The 16903-nt window shown below is 65.9% G+C and carries 14 protein-coding genes; all 14 read left to right on the top strand.

Features of this window, described 5'->3' with window-relative positions; all coding sequences use genetic code 11:
- Positions 1–3 precede the first annotated feature (3 nt).
- Positions 4–396, top strand: a complete 393-nt coding sequence (gene ftsL, locus BLV07_RS02635; protein WP_091879235.1) for a cell division protein FtsL — start codon at positions 4–6, stop codon at positions 394–396.
- Positions 393–2147, top strand: coding sequence for a peptidoglycan D,D-transpeptidase FtsI family protein (locus BLV07_RS02630; protein ID WP_091879233.1), 1755 nt, complete (start codon positions 393–395; stop codon positions 2145–2147). Before ftsL ends, BLV07_RS02630 begins: the two co-directional genes overlap by 4 nt.
- A gap of 84 nt (positions 2148–2231) precedes the next feature.
- On the top strand, positions 2232–3689 hold the full coding sequence (locus BLV07_RS02625; protein ID WP_091879230.1) for a UDP-N-acetylmuramoyl-L-alanyl-D-glutamate--2,6-diaminopimelate ligase: 1458 nt from the start codon (positions 2232–2234) through the stop codon (positions 3687–3689).
- Positions 3686–5065, top strand: a complete 1380-nt coding sequence (locus BLV07_RS02620) for a UDP-N-acetylmuramoyl-tripeptide--D-alanyl-D-alanine ligase (RefSeq protein WP_091879227.1) — start codon at positions 3686–3688, stop codon at positions 5063–5065. The genes BLV07_RS02625 and BLV07_RS02620 overlap by 4 nt, the downstream gene beginning before the upstream one ends.
- Positions 5066–5234: 169 nt before the next feature.
- A complete protein-coding gene (gene mraY / locus BLV07_RS02615) occupies positions 5235–6338 on the top strand; it encodes a phospho-N-acetylmuramoyl-pentapeptide-transferase (RefSeq protein ID WP_091879224.1) in 1104 nt (367 codons plus the stop codon).
- Between the two features lie 10 nt (positions 6339–6348).
- Complete coding sequence (gene murD / locus BLV07_RS02610; protein ID WP_091879222.1) at positions 6349–7749, top strand: UDP-N-acetylmuramoyl-L-alanine--D-glutamate ligase; 1401 nt, start codon at positions 6349–6351, stop codon at positions 7747–7749.
- Positions 7750–7751: 2 nt separating this feature from the next.
- Positions 7752–8156 carry a hypothetical protein gene (locus tag BLV07_RS02605; RefSeq protein WP_091879219.1) on the top strand — a complete coding sequence of 135 codons (405 nt, stop codon included), beginning with the start codon at positions 7752–7754 and terminating at the stop codon, positions 8154–8156.
- Positions 8157–8368: 212 nt separating this feature from the next.
- The gene (gene ftsW / locus BLV07_RS02600) at positions 8369–9520 is read left to right on the top strand and encodes a putative lipid II flippase FtsW (RefSeq protein WP_091879216.1); all 1152 of its coding nucleotides are present in this window, start codon (positions 8369–8371) and stop codon (positions 9518–9520) included.
- Between the two features lie 118 nt (positions 9521–9638).
- Positions 9639–10739, top strand: a complete 1101-nt coding sequence (murG, locus tag BLV07_RS02595; RefSeq protein ID WP_091879213.1) for an undecaprenyldiphospho-muramoylpentapeptide beta-N-acetylglucosaminyltransferase — start codon at positions 9639–9641, stop codon at positions 10737–10739.
- A 123-nt stretch (positions 10740–10862) separates the two neighbouring features.
- Positions 10863–12266, top strand: a complete 1404-nt coding sequence (murC, locus tag BLV07_RS02590; RefSeq protein WP_091879210.1) for a UDP-N-acetylmuramate--L-alanine ligase — start codon at positions 10863–10865, stop codon at positions 12264–12266.
- A gap of 4 nt (positions 12267–12270) precedes the next feature.
- Positions 12271–13191: a UDP-N-acetylmuramate dehydrogenase gene (gene murB / locus BLV07_RS02585; RefSeq protein ID WP_091879207.1), complete on the top strand. Its 921-nt coding sequence runs from the start codon at positions 12271–12273 to the stop codon at positions 13189–13191.
- A gap of 22 nt (positions 13192–13213) precedes the next feature.
- Positions 13214–14200 (top strand): D-alanine--D-alanine ligase family protein, encoded by a 987-nt coding sequence (locus BLV07_RS02580; RefSeq protein ID WP_091879204.1) that lies wholly within the window; start codon positions 13214–13216, stop codon positions 14198–14200.
- Between the two features lie 351 nt (positions 14201–14551).
- Positions 14552–15580 carry a cell division protein FtsQ/DivIB gene (locus BLV07_RS02575; RefSeq protein WP_091879202.1) on the top strand — a complete coding sequence of 343 codons (1029 nt, stop codon included), beginning with the start codon at positions 14552–14554 and terminating at the stop codon, positions 15578–15580.
- A complete protein-coding gene (gene ftsA, locus BLV07_RS02570) occupies positions 15577–16899 on the top strand; it encodes a cell division protein FtsA (protein WP_091879199.1) in 1323 nt (440 codons plus the stop codon). The genes BLV07_RS02575 and ftsA overlap by 4 nt, the downstream gene beginning before the upstream one ends.
- Positions 16900–16903 lie beyond the last annotated feature (4 nt).

Genomic DNA, 16903 nt, shown 5'->3' with positions numbered 1-16903 from the left:
CGCATGCGCTTCATCCACCTCCTCGTCATCGGCGCGCTGATCTTCGCGGCGGCCCATGTCTACCGGATCAAGATGGACTCCACCGCGCGCACCGAGAAGGTGCTGCGGCTGCATGCGGAGATCCGGGAACAGCGGGATGCGATTGCCTCGCTGCGCGCCGAATGGGCCAAGCTCGATGCGCCGCTGCGCCTGCAAGGATTGTCCGACCGGCATCTGTCGCTCAAGCCGGTCAACGGCACGCAATATGACTCGCTGAAGAACCTGCCGGAGCGCCCGCCACGGATGTTCAGGCCGGGCGAGCCCGACCCGATCGGAGCGATGCTCAACACCATCGAAGCCGCGAGCGATCCTGAGACCGTGACGGGCTCCGTGCCTCAGCCGGAGGACAATCAATGAGCGCTCCGATCCCGGCAAAACCCATGGAAAAGCAGACCGAGCCTTGGCGGCAGCGGCTGATCCGCAGCCTGCTCTACGGGCGCAATGTCGATCGCGCCGCGAAGGCGCGCGCGCGCGTTGGCCTCGCAATGCTCGCCTTCGCCTCGGTCTATGCCCTGATCGGCGGCCGCCTCGTGATGTTCGCGATCGGCGCCGACGCTCACGGCGCCCGCCGCGCCGCGGCACAGGAGGTGGTCGCGACCGCGCGACCCGACATCGTCGACCGCAACGGTGCGATCCTGGCAACCGACGTCAAGGCGGCGAGCCTGTTCGGCGAGCCGCGCCGCATCATCGACAAGGACGAGGCGATCGAGCTTTTGACCGCCACCGTGCCCGACCTCGACGAGGCCGAGGTGCGCGAGCGCCTGAAGACGCGCAAGGGTTTTGTCTGGCTCAAGCGCGAGGTCACGCCGAAGCAGCAGCAGGACATCCACAAGCTCGGCATTCCCGGCATCGGCTTCCTGCGCGAGAACAAGCGCGTCTACCCCACCGGCAACGAGGTCGCCCACCTCATCGGTCTCGTCAATATCGACAACCAGGGCATCGCCGGCCTGGAGAAGTGGCTCGATAATCAAGGGCTCGCCGATCTCCATCGCGCCGGCTTTGCCACCGACCGGTTGCAAAAGCCGATCGAGCTCTCGGTCGATCTGCGCGTCGAGCACGCGCTCCGCGACGAGCTGTTGAAGGCCAAGGACAAGTTCCACGCCAAGGCCGCCTCCGGCATCGTCTCCAACGTCAAGACCGGCGAGATCGTGGCGATGGTCTCGCTGCCGGACTTCGATCCCAACAATCCGAAGGAAGCGCACGACCCCGACCGCATCAACCGCCTGACCACCGGCGTCTACGAGATGGGCTCGACCTTCAAGGCGTTCACGCTGGCGATGGCGCTCGATTCCGGCAAGATCAACCTGAACTCGTCGTGGGATGCGCGCGGAAACCTGCACTATGGCAAATTCACCATCCATGACAGCCATCCGCTCGGGCGTTTCATCAACACCAAGGAAGTGTTCACCTACTCGTCCAACATCGGCGCGGCGCGGATCGCGCTCAGCCAGGGCGTCGAGGCGCACAAGGCGTTCCTCGCCAAGATGGGCCAGTTGACGCGGCTGCGCACCGAGCTGCCGGAGAGCGCGGCGCCGCTGATCCCGCGCCGCTGGAGCGAGCTGAACACGGTCACGGCAGCCTTCGGCCAGGGTCTCTCGGTGGCGCCGCTCCAGGCGGTGATGGGCATCAACGCGCTGGTGAACGGCGGCTATTTGATTCCGCCGACCTTCATGAAGCGCAGCGAAGCGGAAGCGGCGGCGCTGGCCAAGCGCGTGATCAAGCAGGACACCAGCGACAAGATGCGGTATCTGATGCGGCTCAATGCCGAGATCGGTACCGCCAAGACCGCTGACATCAAGGGCTATTACGTCGGCGGCAAGACCGGTACGTCCGAGAAGGTCATCAACGGCCGCTATGCCAAGAAGCGGGTGCTCAACTCCTTCACTGCGGTCATGCCCTGCGACGATCCGAAATATCACATCCTGATCATGCTGGACGAGCCGCAGGCGATTCCTGAAACCAAGGGTTTCATCACGTCCGGCTGGAACGCGGTGCCGACCGGCGGCAAGGTGATCGAGCGAATCGCGCCGCTTCTGGGCGTCGAGCCGCGGTTCGACCTGCCGCCGTCCGACCGCCTTATTCTTGCAGCATCCAGGACAACCCAGTAATCAACCGGGTAGGCCGTTGCCGCTGCTGAGTCGGGGCTTTTCCGAAGATTCGGCTTTCCGGCACGGCATGTCGACTGGAACACCATGAAGCTGCGCGAACTGCTAGGCAATGATGCCGCAATCGAGCCCGCTGCCGCGGCGCTCGATGTGAGCGGCCTTGCGCTCGACAGCCGGCAGGTCAGGCCGGGCGATCTCTTCTTCGCTCTCGCGGGCAGCAAGACCGACGGCGCGCGCTTCATCGATGCTGCGGTCGCGGCAGGCGCGGTGGCCGTCGTCGGCGACCATGCGCCTGATGGCAGCAAGGTGCCGTTCGTCACGGTCGCCAATCCGCGCCGCGCTCTGGCGCTCGCCGCGGCAAGATTCTTTCCCGCACAGCCCGCGACGATTGCCGCGGTGACCGGCACCAGCGGCAAGACCTCCGTCGCAGCCTTCACGCGCCAGATCTGGGAGCGGCTGGGGCATGCCTCCGCCAGCATCGGCACTATCGGCCTCGTCTCGCCCAAGCGCACCGTCTACGGCTCGCTGACGACGCCGGACCCGATCGCGCTGCACCGGCAGATCGACGAGATCGCGCGCGACGGCGTGACGCATCTCGCCTTCGAGGCGTCCTCGCACGGGCTCGACCAGTACCGCCTCGACGGCGTGCGCGTCTGCGCCGGCGGCTTCACCAATCTCTCGCGCGACCACATGGATTATCATCCGACCGTTGCGCATTACCTCGCGGCCAAGCTCCGCCTGTTCCGCGAACTGGTCCCGCCTGATGGAGCAGCGGTGATCTCGGCCGATAATGATTGTTCAGTGGACGTCATCGACGCGGCGAAGGCGCGCGGCCTGCGCGTGATGGCGGTCGGCCGCAACGGCGACGGCGCAGGCGAGGGCATTCGTCTCGCCGATGCCGAGGTCGAGGGCTTTTCGCAAGCGCTCGCGCTCGAGCATTGCGGCAAGCGGTATGAGGTTCGGCTGCCGCTGGTCGGCGAGTTCCAGATCGAGAACGCGCTGGTGTCTGCCGGCCTTGCCATCGGCACCGGCAGCGATGCGGCAAACGTGTTCGCGAGCCTCGAACATCTCGAAGGCGCCAAGGGCCGGCTCGAACGCGTCGGCGAGCGCAACGGCGCGCCGATCTTCGTCGACTACGCGCATAAGCCCGATGCGCTGGCGAAGGCTTTGCAGGCGCTGCGTCCCTACGCCAGGCGCAAGCTGATCGTCGTGTTCGGCGCCGGTGGCGATCGCGATGCCGGCAAGCGGCCGATCATGGGCGAGATCGCGGCCGAGAATGCCGACGGCGTCATCATCACCGACGACAATCCGCGCAGCGAGAAGCCGGAAGCGATCCGCGCCGCGATCCTCGCGACCGCGAAGGGGGCTCGCGAAATCGGCGACCGCACTGCTGCGATCCGCGCGGCGATCGAGGACTTGCAGGAGGGCGATGCGCTCCTCATCGCCGGCAAGGGCCACGAGACCGGGCAGATCGTCGGCGGCGAGGTGCTGCCCTTCAGTGATCACGAGGCGGTCGCCGCCGCACTAGCATCGAGGATTGCATGAGCGCGCCGATATGGACGGTTGCCGAGGTGGCGCGCGCGCTGGGCGTCGGTGGATCATTCCCGGATACGCCGATCGATTTCGTCACCCAGGACAGCCGCCTGGTGAAACCGGGCAGCCTGTTCGTCGCGCTGAGCGGCACGCCAAGCGGTGGCTTCGTCTCCGCCTTCGCCAGCGCGCGTGACGGCTGGGAGTTCGCGGACAAGGCGGAAGCCTCCGGAGCGGTCGCGATGATCGTGCCGCACGAGATCGCGGGCATCCGCATTCCCCAGATCGTCGTGAAGGACACACTGATCGACGGCCTGTGGGGACTTGCGCGCGCCGCGCGCGCGCGCTTTGGCGGTCCGGTGATCGGGCTCACCGGCAGCGCCGGCAAGACCAGCACCAAGGAGTTTCTGGCCGCTTACCCCAACGCCTATGCCAGCCCGTCGAGCTTCAACAATTTCTGGGGCGTGCCGCTGACGCTGTGCAACGCCAGGCGAGACGCCAGCCTCTGGATCGTCGAGATGGGCATGAACCAGCCCGGCGAAATCGCGCGGCTCAGCGAGTTGACCCGGCCGACGGTCGCGCTCGTCGTCAACGTCCAGCCGGTGCATTTGGAAAAGCTCGGCTCGCTCGAAGCGATCAGGCGCGAGAAGGTCTCGATCGCGCTCGGCCTGCCCGAGGACGGCGTGCTGGTGCTGCCCGCCGGGATCAAGGCGCCGGATTGGAAAGGTACGGTGGTGCGCTTCGGCGAGCATGCCGAGGTGCACGAGATCGCGCACGCCCCGCATGGCGAGAGCTGGCAGGTCGTGGCCAGGCTCGGCAAGAAGGAGATCGCCTTCAGCCTCACGCCGGGCGCGCCGCACCGCGTGCAGAATGCGCTGGCCGCGCTCGCCGCGATCCGCGCGGCGAACCTCGATGCGGCGACGCTTGCGATCAAACTCGACCGGGTCGGCATCATGACCGGCCGCGGCGTCGAGCAGGCGGTCGGCGGCATCACCGTGATCGACGACAGTTTCAACGGCAACCCGGCCAGCGTCGCTGCTGCGCTGCAAAGCCTGCAGGCGCGCAACATGACTGGCGGGCGCCGCATTGCGGTGCTCGGCGACATGCTAGAGCTGGGCGCTGACGCACCAAGCTACCACATCGGCCTCGCCAAGCATCTCGAAGGCATCGACGGCGTCTATTGCGTTGGGCCCCTGATGCGCCACCTCTTCGACGTGCTGCCGTCAAGCAAGGGGCTCGGCTGGCACGACGATCCCGTCACGCTGAAGCCGGACGAGGTTGCGCGCCTGCTGAAGGCAGGCGACGTCGTGGTTGTCAAGGGCAGCAAGAAGATGTTCTGGGTCAACAAGTTTGTGCCGGGCCTGGTGGCCGCCTTGCAGGCAAAGGCGTAAACTGCTTGGAAGGCGCTGTTCCCGAATCCCCCTTTGCGGTGCGAAGCCGTGCGTTGTCCCTGAGGTCGCGCCCGCCCCGATGATGAAGGCCAGCGAATGCGCGTGAGGCACGTTGAGGCCAAGAACAATGCCAAGGCCGCGCATGCAAAGGCGCCATAGGACCGTCTGAATGTTTTACTGGCTGATCGAGCTCTCCAACACATTTCCGGGCTTCGGTGCATTTCGCACCTTCCTGAACGTCTTCCGCTACATCACCTTCCGCACCGGCGGCGCCGTCGTCACCGGCGCGCTGTTCGTGTTCCTGTTCGGACCCTGGATCATTGATCATTTGCGCATCCGGCAGGGCAAGGGCCAGCCGATCCGCACCGACGGTCCGCAATCGCACCTCGCCAAGAAGGGCACGCCCACCATGGGTGGGCTGATGATCCTGTCCGGCCTCACCGTCGGCACGGTGCTGTGGGCCAATCCGCTCAACCCCTATGTCTGGATTGTGCTCGCGGTGACGCTCGGCTTCGGCTTCGTCGGCTTCTATGACGATTACCTCAAGGTCACCAAGCAGACCACGACCGGGTTCGGCAGCAAGCTTCGCCTGCTGATCGAGGCGGCCATCGCGCTGGTTGCCTGCTACGCGCTGGTGCGGCTGAACCGCGATCCCGCGTCGACCGCGCTGACGATTCCGTTCCTGAAGGACACGGTGCTGCATTTCGGCTGGTTCTTCGTCATCTTCGGCGCCTTCGTCATCGTCGGCTCCGGCAACGCGGTGAACCTCACCGACGGTCTCGACGGCCTCGCCATCGTGCCGGTGATGATTGCGACCGCGAGCTTTGCGATGATCGCTTATCTCGCCGGCAACGCCGTGTTCGCCGAATATCTCCAGATCAAATATGTCGCGGGCACCGGCGAACTCGCCGTGCTCTGCGGCGCGCTATTGGGCGCCGGGCTCGGCTTCCTCTGGTTCAACGCGCCGCCGGCTTCGATCTTCATGGGCGACACCGGCTCGCTCGCGCTCGGAGGCATGCTCGGCGCCATCGCGGTCGCGGTGAAGCACGAGATCGTGCTCGCGGTGATCGGCGGCCTGTTCGTGCTGGAGGCGGTCTCCGTCATCGTGCAGGTGGTGTCGTTCAAGCTCACCGGAAAACGCATCTTCCGCATGGCGCCGATCCATCATCATTTCGAGCAGCTCGGCTGGACCGAGCCGCAGATCGTGATCCGCTTCTGGATCATCTCGGTGATGCTGGCGCTCGCCGGGCTCTCCACCCTGAAGCTGCGCTGACGGTCGCGCGATGATCCCGGTCACATCCTTTGCCGGCAAGACTGTCGCTGTGTTCGGCCTCGGCGGTTCGGGGCTCGCCTCCTGCCATGCGTTGAAAGCCGGTGGTGCCGAGGTGATCGCCGCCGACGACAATGCCGAGAACGTCGCCAAGGCGGCGCAGGCCGGTTTCGTCACCGCGGATTTGCGCAACATCTCCTGGGCGAGTTTCGCCGCGCTCGTGCTGGCGCCCGGCGTGCCGCTGACCCATCCGGTGCCACACTGGAGCGTGCTGAAGGCGCGCGAGGCGGGCGTCGAGGTGATCGGCGACATCGAGCTGTTCTGCCGCGAGCGGCGTCGTCACGCGCCGGAGGCGCCGTTCGTCGCCATCACCGGCACCAATGGCAAGTCGACCACGACGGCGCTGATCGCGCACCTGACGAAAGTCGCCGGCTACGACACCCAGATGGGCGGCAATATCGGCACCGCGATCCTGTCGCTGGAGCCGCCGCGCATGGGCCGTGTCCACGTTATCGAGATGTCGTCCTATCAGATCGACCTCACGCCCTCGCTTGATCCGTCCCTCGGCATCCTGCTCAATGTCAGCGAGGACCATCTCGACCGTCACGGCACGATCGCGCATTACGCCGCGGTGAAAGAGCGCCTCGTCGCCAATGTGCAGGCGGGCGGCACCTCGATCGTTGGCGTCGACGACGGGTTTTGCCGTGACATCGCCGATCGGCTCGACCGCGCCGGCAAGAACGTGGTGCGCATCTCCGTCAAGAATCCGCTGGCGAGCGGCATCCATGTCGAGCACGGCAACATCGTGCGCACCTCGAGCGGTGCCCGCAGCGAGATCGCCGCGCTCGGCGGCATCGGCTCGCTGCGCGGCCAGCACAACGCGCAGAATGCCGCCTGCGCCGCCGCCGCCGCGCTCGCGATGGGCATCAATCTCGATGTGCTCCAGAGCGGCCTGCGCAGCTTTCCGGGCCTTGCCCATCGCATGGAGCAGGTCGGCTGCCGCGGCAACGTGCTGTTCGTCAACGATTCCAAGGGCACCAATGCCGACGCCACCGCGCACGCGCTGTCGTCCTTCGCCGACATCTTCTGGATCGCGGGCGGCAAGCCGAAGGCGGGCGGCATCACCAGCCTGACCGGCTTCTTCCCGCGCATTCGCAAAGCCTATCTGATCGGCGAGGCCGCGCAGGAATTTTCGGGAACGCTGGGCAGCGAGGTTGCGCACGAGATTAGCCAGACGCTGGACGTTGCCGTCGAGCACGCCGCGCGCGACGCAGAAGCCTCAGGGCTCACCGACGCAGTCGTGCTGCTGTCGCCCGCTTGCGCCTCCTTCGACCAGTACCGCAATTTCGAGATCCGCGGCACCAAGTTCCGCGAGCTGGTGCAAGCGCTGCCGGGCGTGAAGCCGGTGGTGTGAGGATGTCGCGGCGACGCTGGATCGGAATTGCCGTCGCTGCTCTTACTGTCCCGGTCGTTGCGGGTTTTGTCTTCGTTGTCATCATCGACAATGTCATGAGCGGATTCGGCGCATGCCGCGTCGTTCGCCAGCGCGCGTTCGCCTCGCCAAGCGGTAGCCAGTTGGTCGTCGTGGTCTGGAAGTCGTGCGGAGCGACGGTGCCCGACAGCACGCAAGCCAGCATCATAGCTCGCGGGCGAACGTTCTCGCCTGAGAGCACGCCGACCTTTGTCAGCGTGCGCGGGCATCTCGATCCCGTCGTCGCCTGGAGTACTGAGCGGGCGGTCAGGATCGGTTTCATTCCCGGGCCTGACCAGATCTACAAGCGCGATGAACGCGCGGGGGATGTTACGATCAGCTACGAGTAGGGCCCTCGTGTCCCGGACGCGGTGCGGCACGAAGTGACGCTCCGCAGAGCCGGGACCCAGAAGCCACGATGGGCCCCGGCTCTGCAGCGCACCGCAAGGGCGCTGCGCTGCGTCCGGGGCACGAGACTCTTCAAAACTTGAATGATTCCTTAACCCCCCGGTAACCAACCTCGGCGACCAATGGACGGACCTCTGTCCGAAAGCGGCCGCCCATGCTCTCCCGTGAAGAACGCACCCCCTTTTCCGAGTGGTGGTGGACCGTCGACAAGCCGCTGATGGGCGCCATCCTGGCGCTGATGCTCACGGGCGTGATCCTGTCGCTGGCGGCGAGCCCGCCGGTTGCCACCCGCATCGGGCTCGATCCCTTCCATTTCTTCAGCCGCCACGTGATGTTCCTCCTCCCGTCCTGCCTGGTGCTGCTAGGCGTCTCGTTCCTCTCGCCGCGCGCGATCCGCCGCAGCGCGCTGATCATCTTCACCATCAGCATCATCCTGATCGTGGTGACGCTCGCGATCGGCCCCGAGGTGAAGGGCTCTCGGCGCTGGATCACGCTGCTCGGCATCAACATCCAGGCCTCCGAGATCGCAAAGCCGTCATTCGTCGTCATCGCGGCCTGGCTGTTCGCGGAATCGACCAAGCGGCCAGAGATGCCGGCGACCTCGATGGCGCTGGCGCTGCTCTTGACGCTGGTCGCGCTGTTGGTGATGGAGCCGGACTTCGGCCAGACCATGCTGATCCTGATGGTGTGGGGCTCGCTGTTCTTCATCGCAGGGATGCGCATGATCTGGGTGTTCGGCCTTGCGGGCGCCGCCGCGGCCGGCCTGTTCAGTGCCTACCTTTTTGTTCCCCACGTAGCGGGCCGCATCAGGCGCTTCATGAATCCGGCCTCCGGCGACACCTTCCAGGTCGATACCGCCATGGAAGCCTTCTACAATGGCGGCTGGTTCGGCCTCGGACCGGGCGAGGGCATCGCCAAGCGCAGCCTGCCGGACAGCCACACCGACTTCGTGTTCGCGGTCGCCGCCGAAGAGTTCGGCATCATCCTGTGCCTGGCGATGCTGGCGCTGTTCGCCTTCGTCGTCATCCGCACGCTGTCGCGCGCCTATGCCAATGAGGACATGTTCTCGCGCTTTGCGGCCTCGGGCCTTGCGATCCTGTTCGGCGTCCAGGCCGCGATCAACATGTCGGTCAACCTCCAGCTCATCCCCGCCAAGGGCATGACGCTGCCGTTCATCTCCTATGGAGGCTCCTCGATCGTGTCGCTCGCCTATGGCGTCGGCATGATGCTGGCGCTGACACGGCTACGCCCGCGCACCGAGGTCGAGGCGAGCGGCCGCGCCGAGGCAATGCGGAGTTACGCGTAATTCGTCGTCATTGCGAGGAGCTCTTGCGACGAAGCAATCCAGACTGTCTCCGCGGAGGTAGTCTGGATTGCTTCGCTTCGCTCGCAATGACGAGAAAGACCTTGTAAAACCCTCCGCTATGGACACGTCCCCCCTGATTCTTCTCGCCGCGGGCGGCACCGGCGGTCATCTGTTTCCGGCCGAGGCGCTCGGCGTCGAATTGATCCGGCGCGGCTTTCGCGTCCGCCTCGTCACCGACGAGCGCGCGCTGCGCTATAGCGGGCTGTTCAGCAAGGACATGATCGACGTCGTCTCGAGCGAGACTGCGCGCGGCCGCAATCCATTCCAGCTTGCCTATGCCGGCCTCACGCTCGCCGTCGGCACGCTCTCTGCCTACGCTCTGATCAAGCGATTGAAGCCTGTCGCTGTCGTCGGCTTCGGCGGCTATCCGACGCTGCCGCCGCTGGTCGCGGCGAAATTCGCCGGCGTGCCCGGGATCATCCACGACGCCAACGCCGTGCTCGGCCGCGCCAACCGATTCCTGTCGAGCCGTGTCCGCGCCATCGCGACGTCCTTGCCCGGCGTGCTCGACCGCGATCCGGCGCTATCGGCTAAGACCACGACCGTCGGCACGCCGATGCGGCCGGCGATCCTCGCGGCCGCTGCGGTAAAATATATCACGCCTGACGTGAACGGTCCGCTCCGCTTGCTCGTCGTCGGCGGCAGTCAGGGCGCGCGCATCATGGCCGATATCGTGCCGGGCGCGATCGAGCGGCTCGAGCCTGCGCTGTGGAGCCGCCTCGTCCTGACCCAGCAGGTGCGCGAAGAGGACATGAGCCGCGTGCGCGCGGTCTACGACAAGCTCAAGATCAGGGTCGAGCTCGCGCCCTTCTTCACGGATTTGCCGGCGCGGCTTGCCTCCAACCATCTGGTGGTGTCGCGCTCCGGCGCGGGCACGGTCGCCGAGCTTGCCGCGATCGGGCGGCCCTCGATCCTGGTGCCGCTGCCGGGCTCGATCGACCAGGATCAGTTCGCCAATGCCGGCGTGCTGGTCAAGGTCGATGGCGCCATCCGCATCCCGCAGACCGAGTTCACGCCGGACCGCCTTGCCGCCGAAATCTCCGCCTTCGCCGCCGAGCCGGCGCGTCTTGCCGCCATGGCCGACGCCGCCCGCGGCGCCGGCCGGCTCGACGCGGCCGAGCGGCTGGCGGATCTCGTGGTCAAAGTCGCGGGAATCTGACGCGAAAAAGCCCTTGTCTTCGCCTTCTAAAGCGGGGCATCCAGTAGGAAAGGCGCGCGGCTGATTTGGCCGTGACCTTCGCCAGATGCCGCCTTCGGGGGCGGCGAGGTCAGGGAACAGAGTATGAGACTGCCGCGCGAGATCGGACCCATCCACTTCGTCGGGATCGGCGGAATCGGCATGAGCGGCATCGCCGAGGTGCTGGTCAATCTCGGCTATGCCGTGCAGGGCTCCGACGCCGCCGACAATTACAATCTCGACCGGCTGCGCAAGAAGGGCGCGAAGGTCTCGGTCGGCCACAAGGCGGAGAATGTCGACGGCGCTGAGGTCGTAGTGATCTCTACCGCGATCAAGCGCGACAATCCGGAATTGATGGCGGCGCGCGAACGGCGCATTCCCGTGGTGCGTCGCGCCGAGATGCTGGCCGAGCTGATGCGGCTGAAGAGCTGCGTCGCGATTGCCGGCACCCACGGCAAGACCACGACGACCACGATGGTCGCAACGTTGCTCGATGCCGGCGGGCTCGATCCGACCGTGATCAACGGCGGCATCATCAACGCCTACGGCTCCAACGCGCGGCTCGGCGCCGGCGACTGGATGGTGGTGGAAGCCGACGAGAGTGACGGTACGTTCCTGAAGCTGCCGACCGATGTCGCGATCGTCACCAATGTCGACCCCGAACATCTCGATCATTTCAAGACCTTCGATGCCGTACAGGATGCGTTCCGCCATTTCGTCGAGAACCTGCCGTTCTACGGCTTCGCCGTGATGTGCATCGATCATCCCGTGGTGCAGAGCCTCGTCGGCAAGATCGAGGATCGCCGCATCATCACTTACGGCGAGAATCCGCAGGCCGATGCGCGGCTGGTCGACCTCACGGCGGGCGGCGGCGGCTCGAAATTCAAGGTCGTCATCCGCGATCGCAAGAGCGGGGCTGTGCACGAGATCGCCGACCTCGCGCTGCCGATGCCGGGTCGGCACAACGCCTCGAACGCGACGGCGGCGATTGCAGTTGCGCACACGCTTGGTGTTTCCGACGACAAGATCCGCAGCGCCATCGCAGGCTTCGGCGGTGTCAAGCGGCGCTTCACCAAGACCGGCGAGTGGAACGGCGTCACCGTGATCGACGATTACGGCCATCACCCCGTGGAGATCGCGGCCGTGCTGAAAGCGGCGCGCGATTCCTACACCGGCAAGGTGATCGCCGTGGTGCAGCCACATCGCTACACCCGCCTGCAATCGCTGTTCGAGGAATTCTGCACCTGCTTCAACGATGCGGACGCGGTTGTAGTCGCCGACGTCTATGCCGCCGGCGAAGCGCCGATCGAAGGTATCGACCGCGATCATTTCGTGGCGGGCCTGCGCGCCCACGGCCATCGCGAGGTGATCCCGCTGCCGGCGGCTTCGGCGCTCGCGGGCATCGTCAAGGGATTGGCGAAGCCAGGTGATCTCGTCGTGTGCCTGGGGGCCGGCAACATCACGCAATGGGCGTACGCGTTGCCGGACGAATTGAAGGCGCTGGGGTAGGCCGGTGAGCTTCCCCGACATCACCCCCTCGCTAAAGGCCGCGATGCCTGATCTTCGCGGTCGGCTGCTCGCCAACCAGTCGCTCGCCGAGCTCACCTGGTTTCGCGTCGGCGGTCCGGCACAGGTGCTGTTCACCCCGGCTGACGAGGACGACCTCGCCTACTTCCTCGCGCATCTCGCGTCCGACATTCCCGTCTATGTCGTCGGCGTCGGCTCCAACCTCATCGTGCGCGACGGCGGCATTGCGGGTGTGGTGATTCGTCTCGCACCGCGCGCCTTCGGCGAGACGAGCGCGAGCGGCGATATCGTCACCGCGGGCGCGGCGGCGCTCGACAAGCGCGTGGCGGAAGTTGCGGTCTCCGCCAATATCGGCGGGCTCGAATTCTATTTCGGCATTCCCGGCACGATCGGCGGCGCGCTGCGCATGAATGCGGGCGCCAATGGCGGGGAGACCAAGGACGTGTTGATCGAGGCGAGGGGCGTCGCGCGCGACGGCAGCAAGCACGTGTTCTCCAACGCCGATATGAAGTTCGTCTACCGCAACAGCGGCGTCGATCCCTCCATCATCTTCACCTCCGCGCGCTTTCGCGGCGAGATCAGGGATAGTGATGCGATCCGCGCGCGCATGGCGGAGGTGCAGACCCATCGCGAGACAGCGCAGCCGATCCGCGAGAAGACCGGCGGCTCGACCTTCAAGAATCCGCCCGGCCATTCCGCCTGGAAGCTGATCGACGCGGCCGGCTGCCGCGGCTTGCGCGTCGGCGGTGCGCAGGTCTCGGAGATGCACTGCAATTTCCTGATCAACACCGGCGAGGCCACCGCGCACGATATCGAGACGCTGGGCGAGACGGTGCGCGAACGCGTGAAAGCGAATTCCGGAATTGAGCTACACTGGGAAATCAAGCGGATCGGAATTCCCGGCTAACCTGGACAGGCGACGAGAGCACATGCGCATCACCATCCTCTTCGGCGGCTCCAACCGCGAACGTCTGGTTTCGGTCGCCTCAGCCCAGGCGCTGCATCAGGCGCTGCCCGAGGCCGATCTGTGGTGGTGGGATGTCGAGGACAGGGTGCATGTCGTGCAGTCGAAACAACTGCTCGAACATGCCCGTCCGTTCGAGGACGAGTTCAAGCCCGGCACGCGTGGCATCCCGCTGGCGCAGGCGCTCGACCAGGCCAAGGCGGAAGGCCGGGTGCTGGTGCTCGGCCTGCATGGCGGGCGCGCCGAGAACGGCGAATTGCAGGTGATGTGTGAGGCGCGCGGCGTGGCCTTCACCGGATCGGGCTCGGCCTCCTCGCATCTCGCCTTCGACAAGATCGCTGCCAAGCATTTCGCCGCGCTCGGCGGCGTGACGCCGCCGGCAAACGTCGCGCTCGACAACATTGACGAGGCTTTCGCCGAATATGGTCGGCTGATCGCAAAGCCGGCGCGGGACGGATCGAGCTACGGCCTGATCTTCGTCAACGCCAAGCAGGATCTCGTCGCCGTCCGCAACGCGGCGAAGCACGAGGAGTACGTCATCGAGCCCTACGTCGCCGGCGTCGAGGCGACCTGCGGCGTGCTGGAGCGCACCGATGGCTCGATCATCGCGCTGCCGCCGATCGAGATCATTCCGGGCGAGGGCAGTTTCGACTACGCCGCGAAATATCTTTTGAAGTCGACCCAGGAGATCTGCCCCGGCCGTTTTGCACCCGAGATCACCGCCGCGCTGAAGGAGCAGGCGATGGCGGCGCATCGGGCGATGTCCTGTGCCGGCTATTCCCGCTCGGACTTCATCGTCTCGGACAGGGGCCTCGTTTATCTCGAGACCAACACGCTCCCCGGGCTGACGAACTCTTCGCTCTACCCCAAGGCGCTGAAGGCCGAGGGCATCGCGTTCGTCGACTTCCTGCGTGGCCTGATCGAGCTCGCCGAGCAGCGGGCCCGGAAATAATTAGGACTGGTTAACGGCCGAAAGGCCGAAACGGCCCGATTTGGGGTCAAAAACCGGTAAAATGCCGGATATCGCGGCATAAATGCCAGATATCGCGGGGCAAAAAGCATCCCGCGTTAACGAATTTTACCTTTTGTTTACCAGGACGTCCGAAGGTTAACGCTGGCGGCGCATATGGCGCTTTGGCTGCCGGCGCGTGAGCTGTTTGCGGTGATGTCACCTCCAGCGAACGCTTTGAAGGGGAGAGGTTTTCTTCTGCTGAAGACCAGCACCCGGCCCGGCAAGTCCGAGACGTCATGTTCGCCAGGACCCGCGCGATGTCGCGGCCAAACTTGTTGACGAGCTCGTGCAATGGATGGTGCAGGAAGCCTCACCCGGTCGTTTCTGAGATCGCTGAGGCCCCAAGCTGACCTGAAGGCGGCCGCTATCGGAGCGGTCGTGCTTCTGCGCGAGTGGGTGCAGGACAAGCGCCAGGAAAGACTCGAGGCGGCGCGCGCCGCCGCCAAGGACAAGGCCAAGACCAAGGCCATCGTCGAGCGCGAACCGCCGCCGCGCATGGTCGCGCTGGTCGAGCGCTATCTGCCGCACCGGGTCGGGATCAGCATGACCGTGCTGCTCCTGATCGGAAGCTGCGGCTTCGGCATCGTCAAGGGCGGCCATCTCCAGGATTTCATCACTGCGGTCAACGACGCCCGCAACGCGCTGGCCAATTCCGCCGGCTTCCGCATCACCTCCGTCGTGATCAACGGCCGCAAGCAGCTCACCCAGGACGAGATCCTCGCGATCGGCGGCGTCAGCGGCCGCTCCTCGCTGCTGTTCCTCGACGCCGACGCGGTGCGCGACAAGCTCAAGGCCAATCCCTGGATCGCGGACGCGACCGTGCTGAAGCTCTATCCGGGCCAGCTCATGATCGAGCTCACCGAGCGCAAGGCGTTCGCGCTGTGGCAGGAGGCCGGCCGGCTCTCCGTGATCGCCGATGACGGCGCCGTGCTCGAACCCTATGTCTCCCGCCGCTTCCTGTCGCTGCCGCTCGTGGTCGGCAAGGGCGCCGACACCCAGGCCCGCGATTTCCTCGCCCTGCTGGCGCGCTATCCGCAGGTCAATTCGGTGACGAAAGCCGCGATTTTCGTCGGCGAGCGGCGCTGGAACCTGAGGCTCAAGGATGGTCTCGACATCCGCCTGCCCGAGCAGGATGTCGGCAACGCCCTTGCGATGCTGTCCAAGCTCGACAAGGAGGACAGGCTGTTCTCCCGCGACATCGTCGCCGTCGACATGCGCCTGCCCGATCGTCTGGTGGTGCAGCTGTCCGACGACGCCGCCAAGGCGCGCGAGGAGCAGTTCAAGGACAAGAAGAAAAAGAAGGCCGGGGATTCCGCATGACCGGTCTCGATCGCACCCAGACGCCGAAGACACGCCCGATGCCGCACAAGCGCGGCGGCATCGTCGCCTGCCTCGATATCGGCACCAGCAAGATCGCCTGCATGATCGCGCGGCTGAAGCCGTCGCCGCCGAGCGACGCGTTGCGCGGCCGCACCCACGCGGTGGAATTGATCGGCTACAGCCAGATCCAGTCGCGCGGCATGAAGGCCGGCGCGGTGATCGATCTTACCGAATGTGAGCAGGCGGTGCGCCAGGCCGTCGGGCTCGCGGAGAAGATGGCCAAGGTGCGGGTCGAGTCCGTGCTGCTGTCCGTGTCCGGTGGCCGGCTCTCCGGCCAGCTGGTCGAGGCCGCCGCCGACATCCGCGGCGGCGCCGTGACTCAGGCCGACGTCAGCCGCGTCACCTCCACCGGCATGCGCCATGCCACCGGCGAAGGCCGCACCGTGCTGCACGCCCTGCCGGTCGGCTACACGCTCGATGGCGTCAAAGGCATCCGCGATCCCCGCGGCATGGTTGCGCACCAGTTCGGCGTCGACATGAACGTCGTCACCTGCGACGCCACCGTGGCACGGAACCTGATGCTGGCGGTGGAACGCTGCCACATCAATGTCGAAGCCATGGCCGCGAGCCCCTATGTGGCCGGCCTGTCGGTGCTGACCGACGACGAGGCCGATCTCGGCGCCGCAGTCGTCGAGATGGGCGCCGGCACCACCACGATCGCGGTCTATTCCGGCGGCCGTTTCGTGCATGCGGCGGGTTTTGCGGTCGGCGGGCAACACATCACGATGGATCTCGCACGCGGACTCTCCGCGACCATTGCCGATGCCGAGCGAATCAAGACTTTATATGGGACCGTCATCACCGGCGGATCGGACTCGCGTGAGCTGATGTCTGTGCCGACAGCCGGTGACGAGCAGGATCTGCCGCAGATCGTCTCCCGCGCCACTATCGCCAACATCGTCAAGCACCGTGCCGAGGAAGTCTTCGAAATGGTTCGGGACAAGCTGAAGGATTCGCCCTTCGCCTCAGAGCCCAACGGCCGCGTCGTGCTCTCGGGCGGCGCTTCGCAGCTGACCGGCCTCGTCGAACTCGGCACCCAGATTCTCGGCCGGCCCGTGCGGGTCGGACGTCCGCTCGGCTTCGGCCGGCTGCCCAACGAGGCGAAGAATGCCGCGTTCGCGGTGCCGGCCGGACTTCTCGTCTACCCGCAATATGTTCACCTCGAACATGTCGAACCGCGGCATACGCGGCAGCAGGTCAAGACAGGGACCGGCGGATATTTTGGAAAGGTCGGACGATGGCTACGCGAGGGCTTCTGATGAC

Origin of the sequence: Bradyrhizobium sp. Rc2d (genome assembly GCF_900099855.1) — a bacterium.
Taxonomy (GTDB): Bacteria; Pseudomonadota; Alphaproteobacteria; order Rhizobiales; family Xanthobacteraceae; genus Bradyrhizobium.
This window is presented reverse-complemented; position numbering and strand designations above follow the sequence as displayed.

Excerpts from the sequence above, each read along its gene's own strand:
- ftsL (WP_091879235.1), top strand. The coding sequence starts at position 4 with ATGCGCTTCATCCACCTCCTCGTCATCGGCGCGCTGATCTTCGCGGCG.
- BLV07_RS02630 (WP_091879233.1), top strand. The coding sequence starts at position 393 with ATGAGCGCTCCGATCCCGGCAAAACCCATGGAAAAGCAGACCGAGCCT.
- BLV07_RS02625 (WP_091879230.1), top strand. The coding sequence starts at position 2,232 with ATGAAGCTGCGCGAACTGCTAGGCAATGATGCCGCAATCGAGCCCGCT.
- BLV07_RS02620 (WP_091879227.1), top strand. The coding sequence starts at position 3,686 with ATGAGCGCGCCGATATGGACGGTTGCCGAGGTGGCGCGCGCGCTGGGC.
- mraY (WP_091879224.1), top strand. The coding sequence starts at position 5,235 with ATGTTTTACTGGCTGATCGAGCTCTCCAACACATTTCCGGGCTTCGGT.
- murD (WP_091879222.1), top strand. The coding sequence starts at position 6,349 with ATGATCCCGGTCACATCCTTTGCCGGCAAGACTGTCGCTGTGTTCGGC.
- BLV07_RS02605 (WP_091879219.1), top strand. The coding sequence starts at position 7,752 with ATGTCGCGGCGACGCTGGATCGGAATTGCCGTCGCTGCTCTTACTGTC.
- ftsW (WP_091879216.1), top strand. The coding sequence starts at position 8,369 with ATGCTCTCCCGTGAAGAACGCACCCCCTTTTCCGAGTGGTGGTGGACC.
- murG (WP_091879213.1), top strand. The coding sequence starts at position 9,639 with ATGGACACGTCCCCCCTGATTCTTCTCGCCGCGGGCGGCACCGGCGGT.
- murC (WP_091879210.1), top strand. The coding sequence starts at position 10,863 with ATGAGACTGCCGCGCGAGATCGGACCCATCCACTTCGTCGGGATCGGC.
- BLV07_RS02580 (WP_091879204.1), top strand. The coding sequence starts at position 13,214 with ATGCGCATCACCATCCTCTTCGGCGGCTCCAACCGCGAACGTCTGGTT.
- BLV07_RS02575 (WP_091879202.1), top strand. The coding sequence starts at position 14,552 with ATGGATGGTGCAGGAAGCCTCACCCGGTCGTTTCTGAGATCGCTGAGG.
- ftsA (WP_091879199.1), top strand. The coding sequence starts at position 15,577 with ATGACCGGTCTCGATCGCACCCAGACGCCGAAGACACGCCCGATGCCG.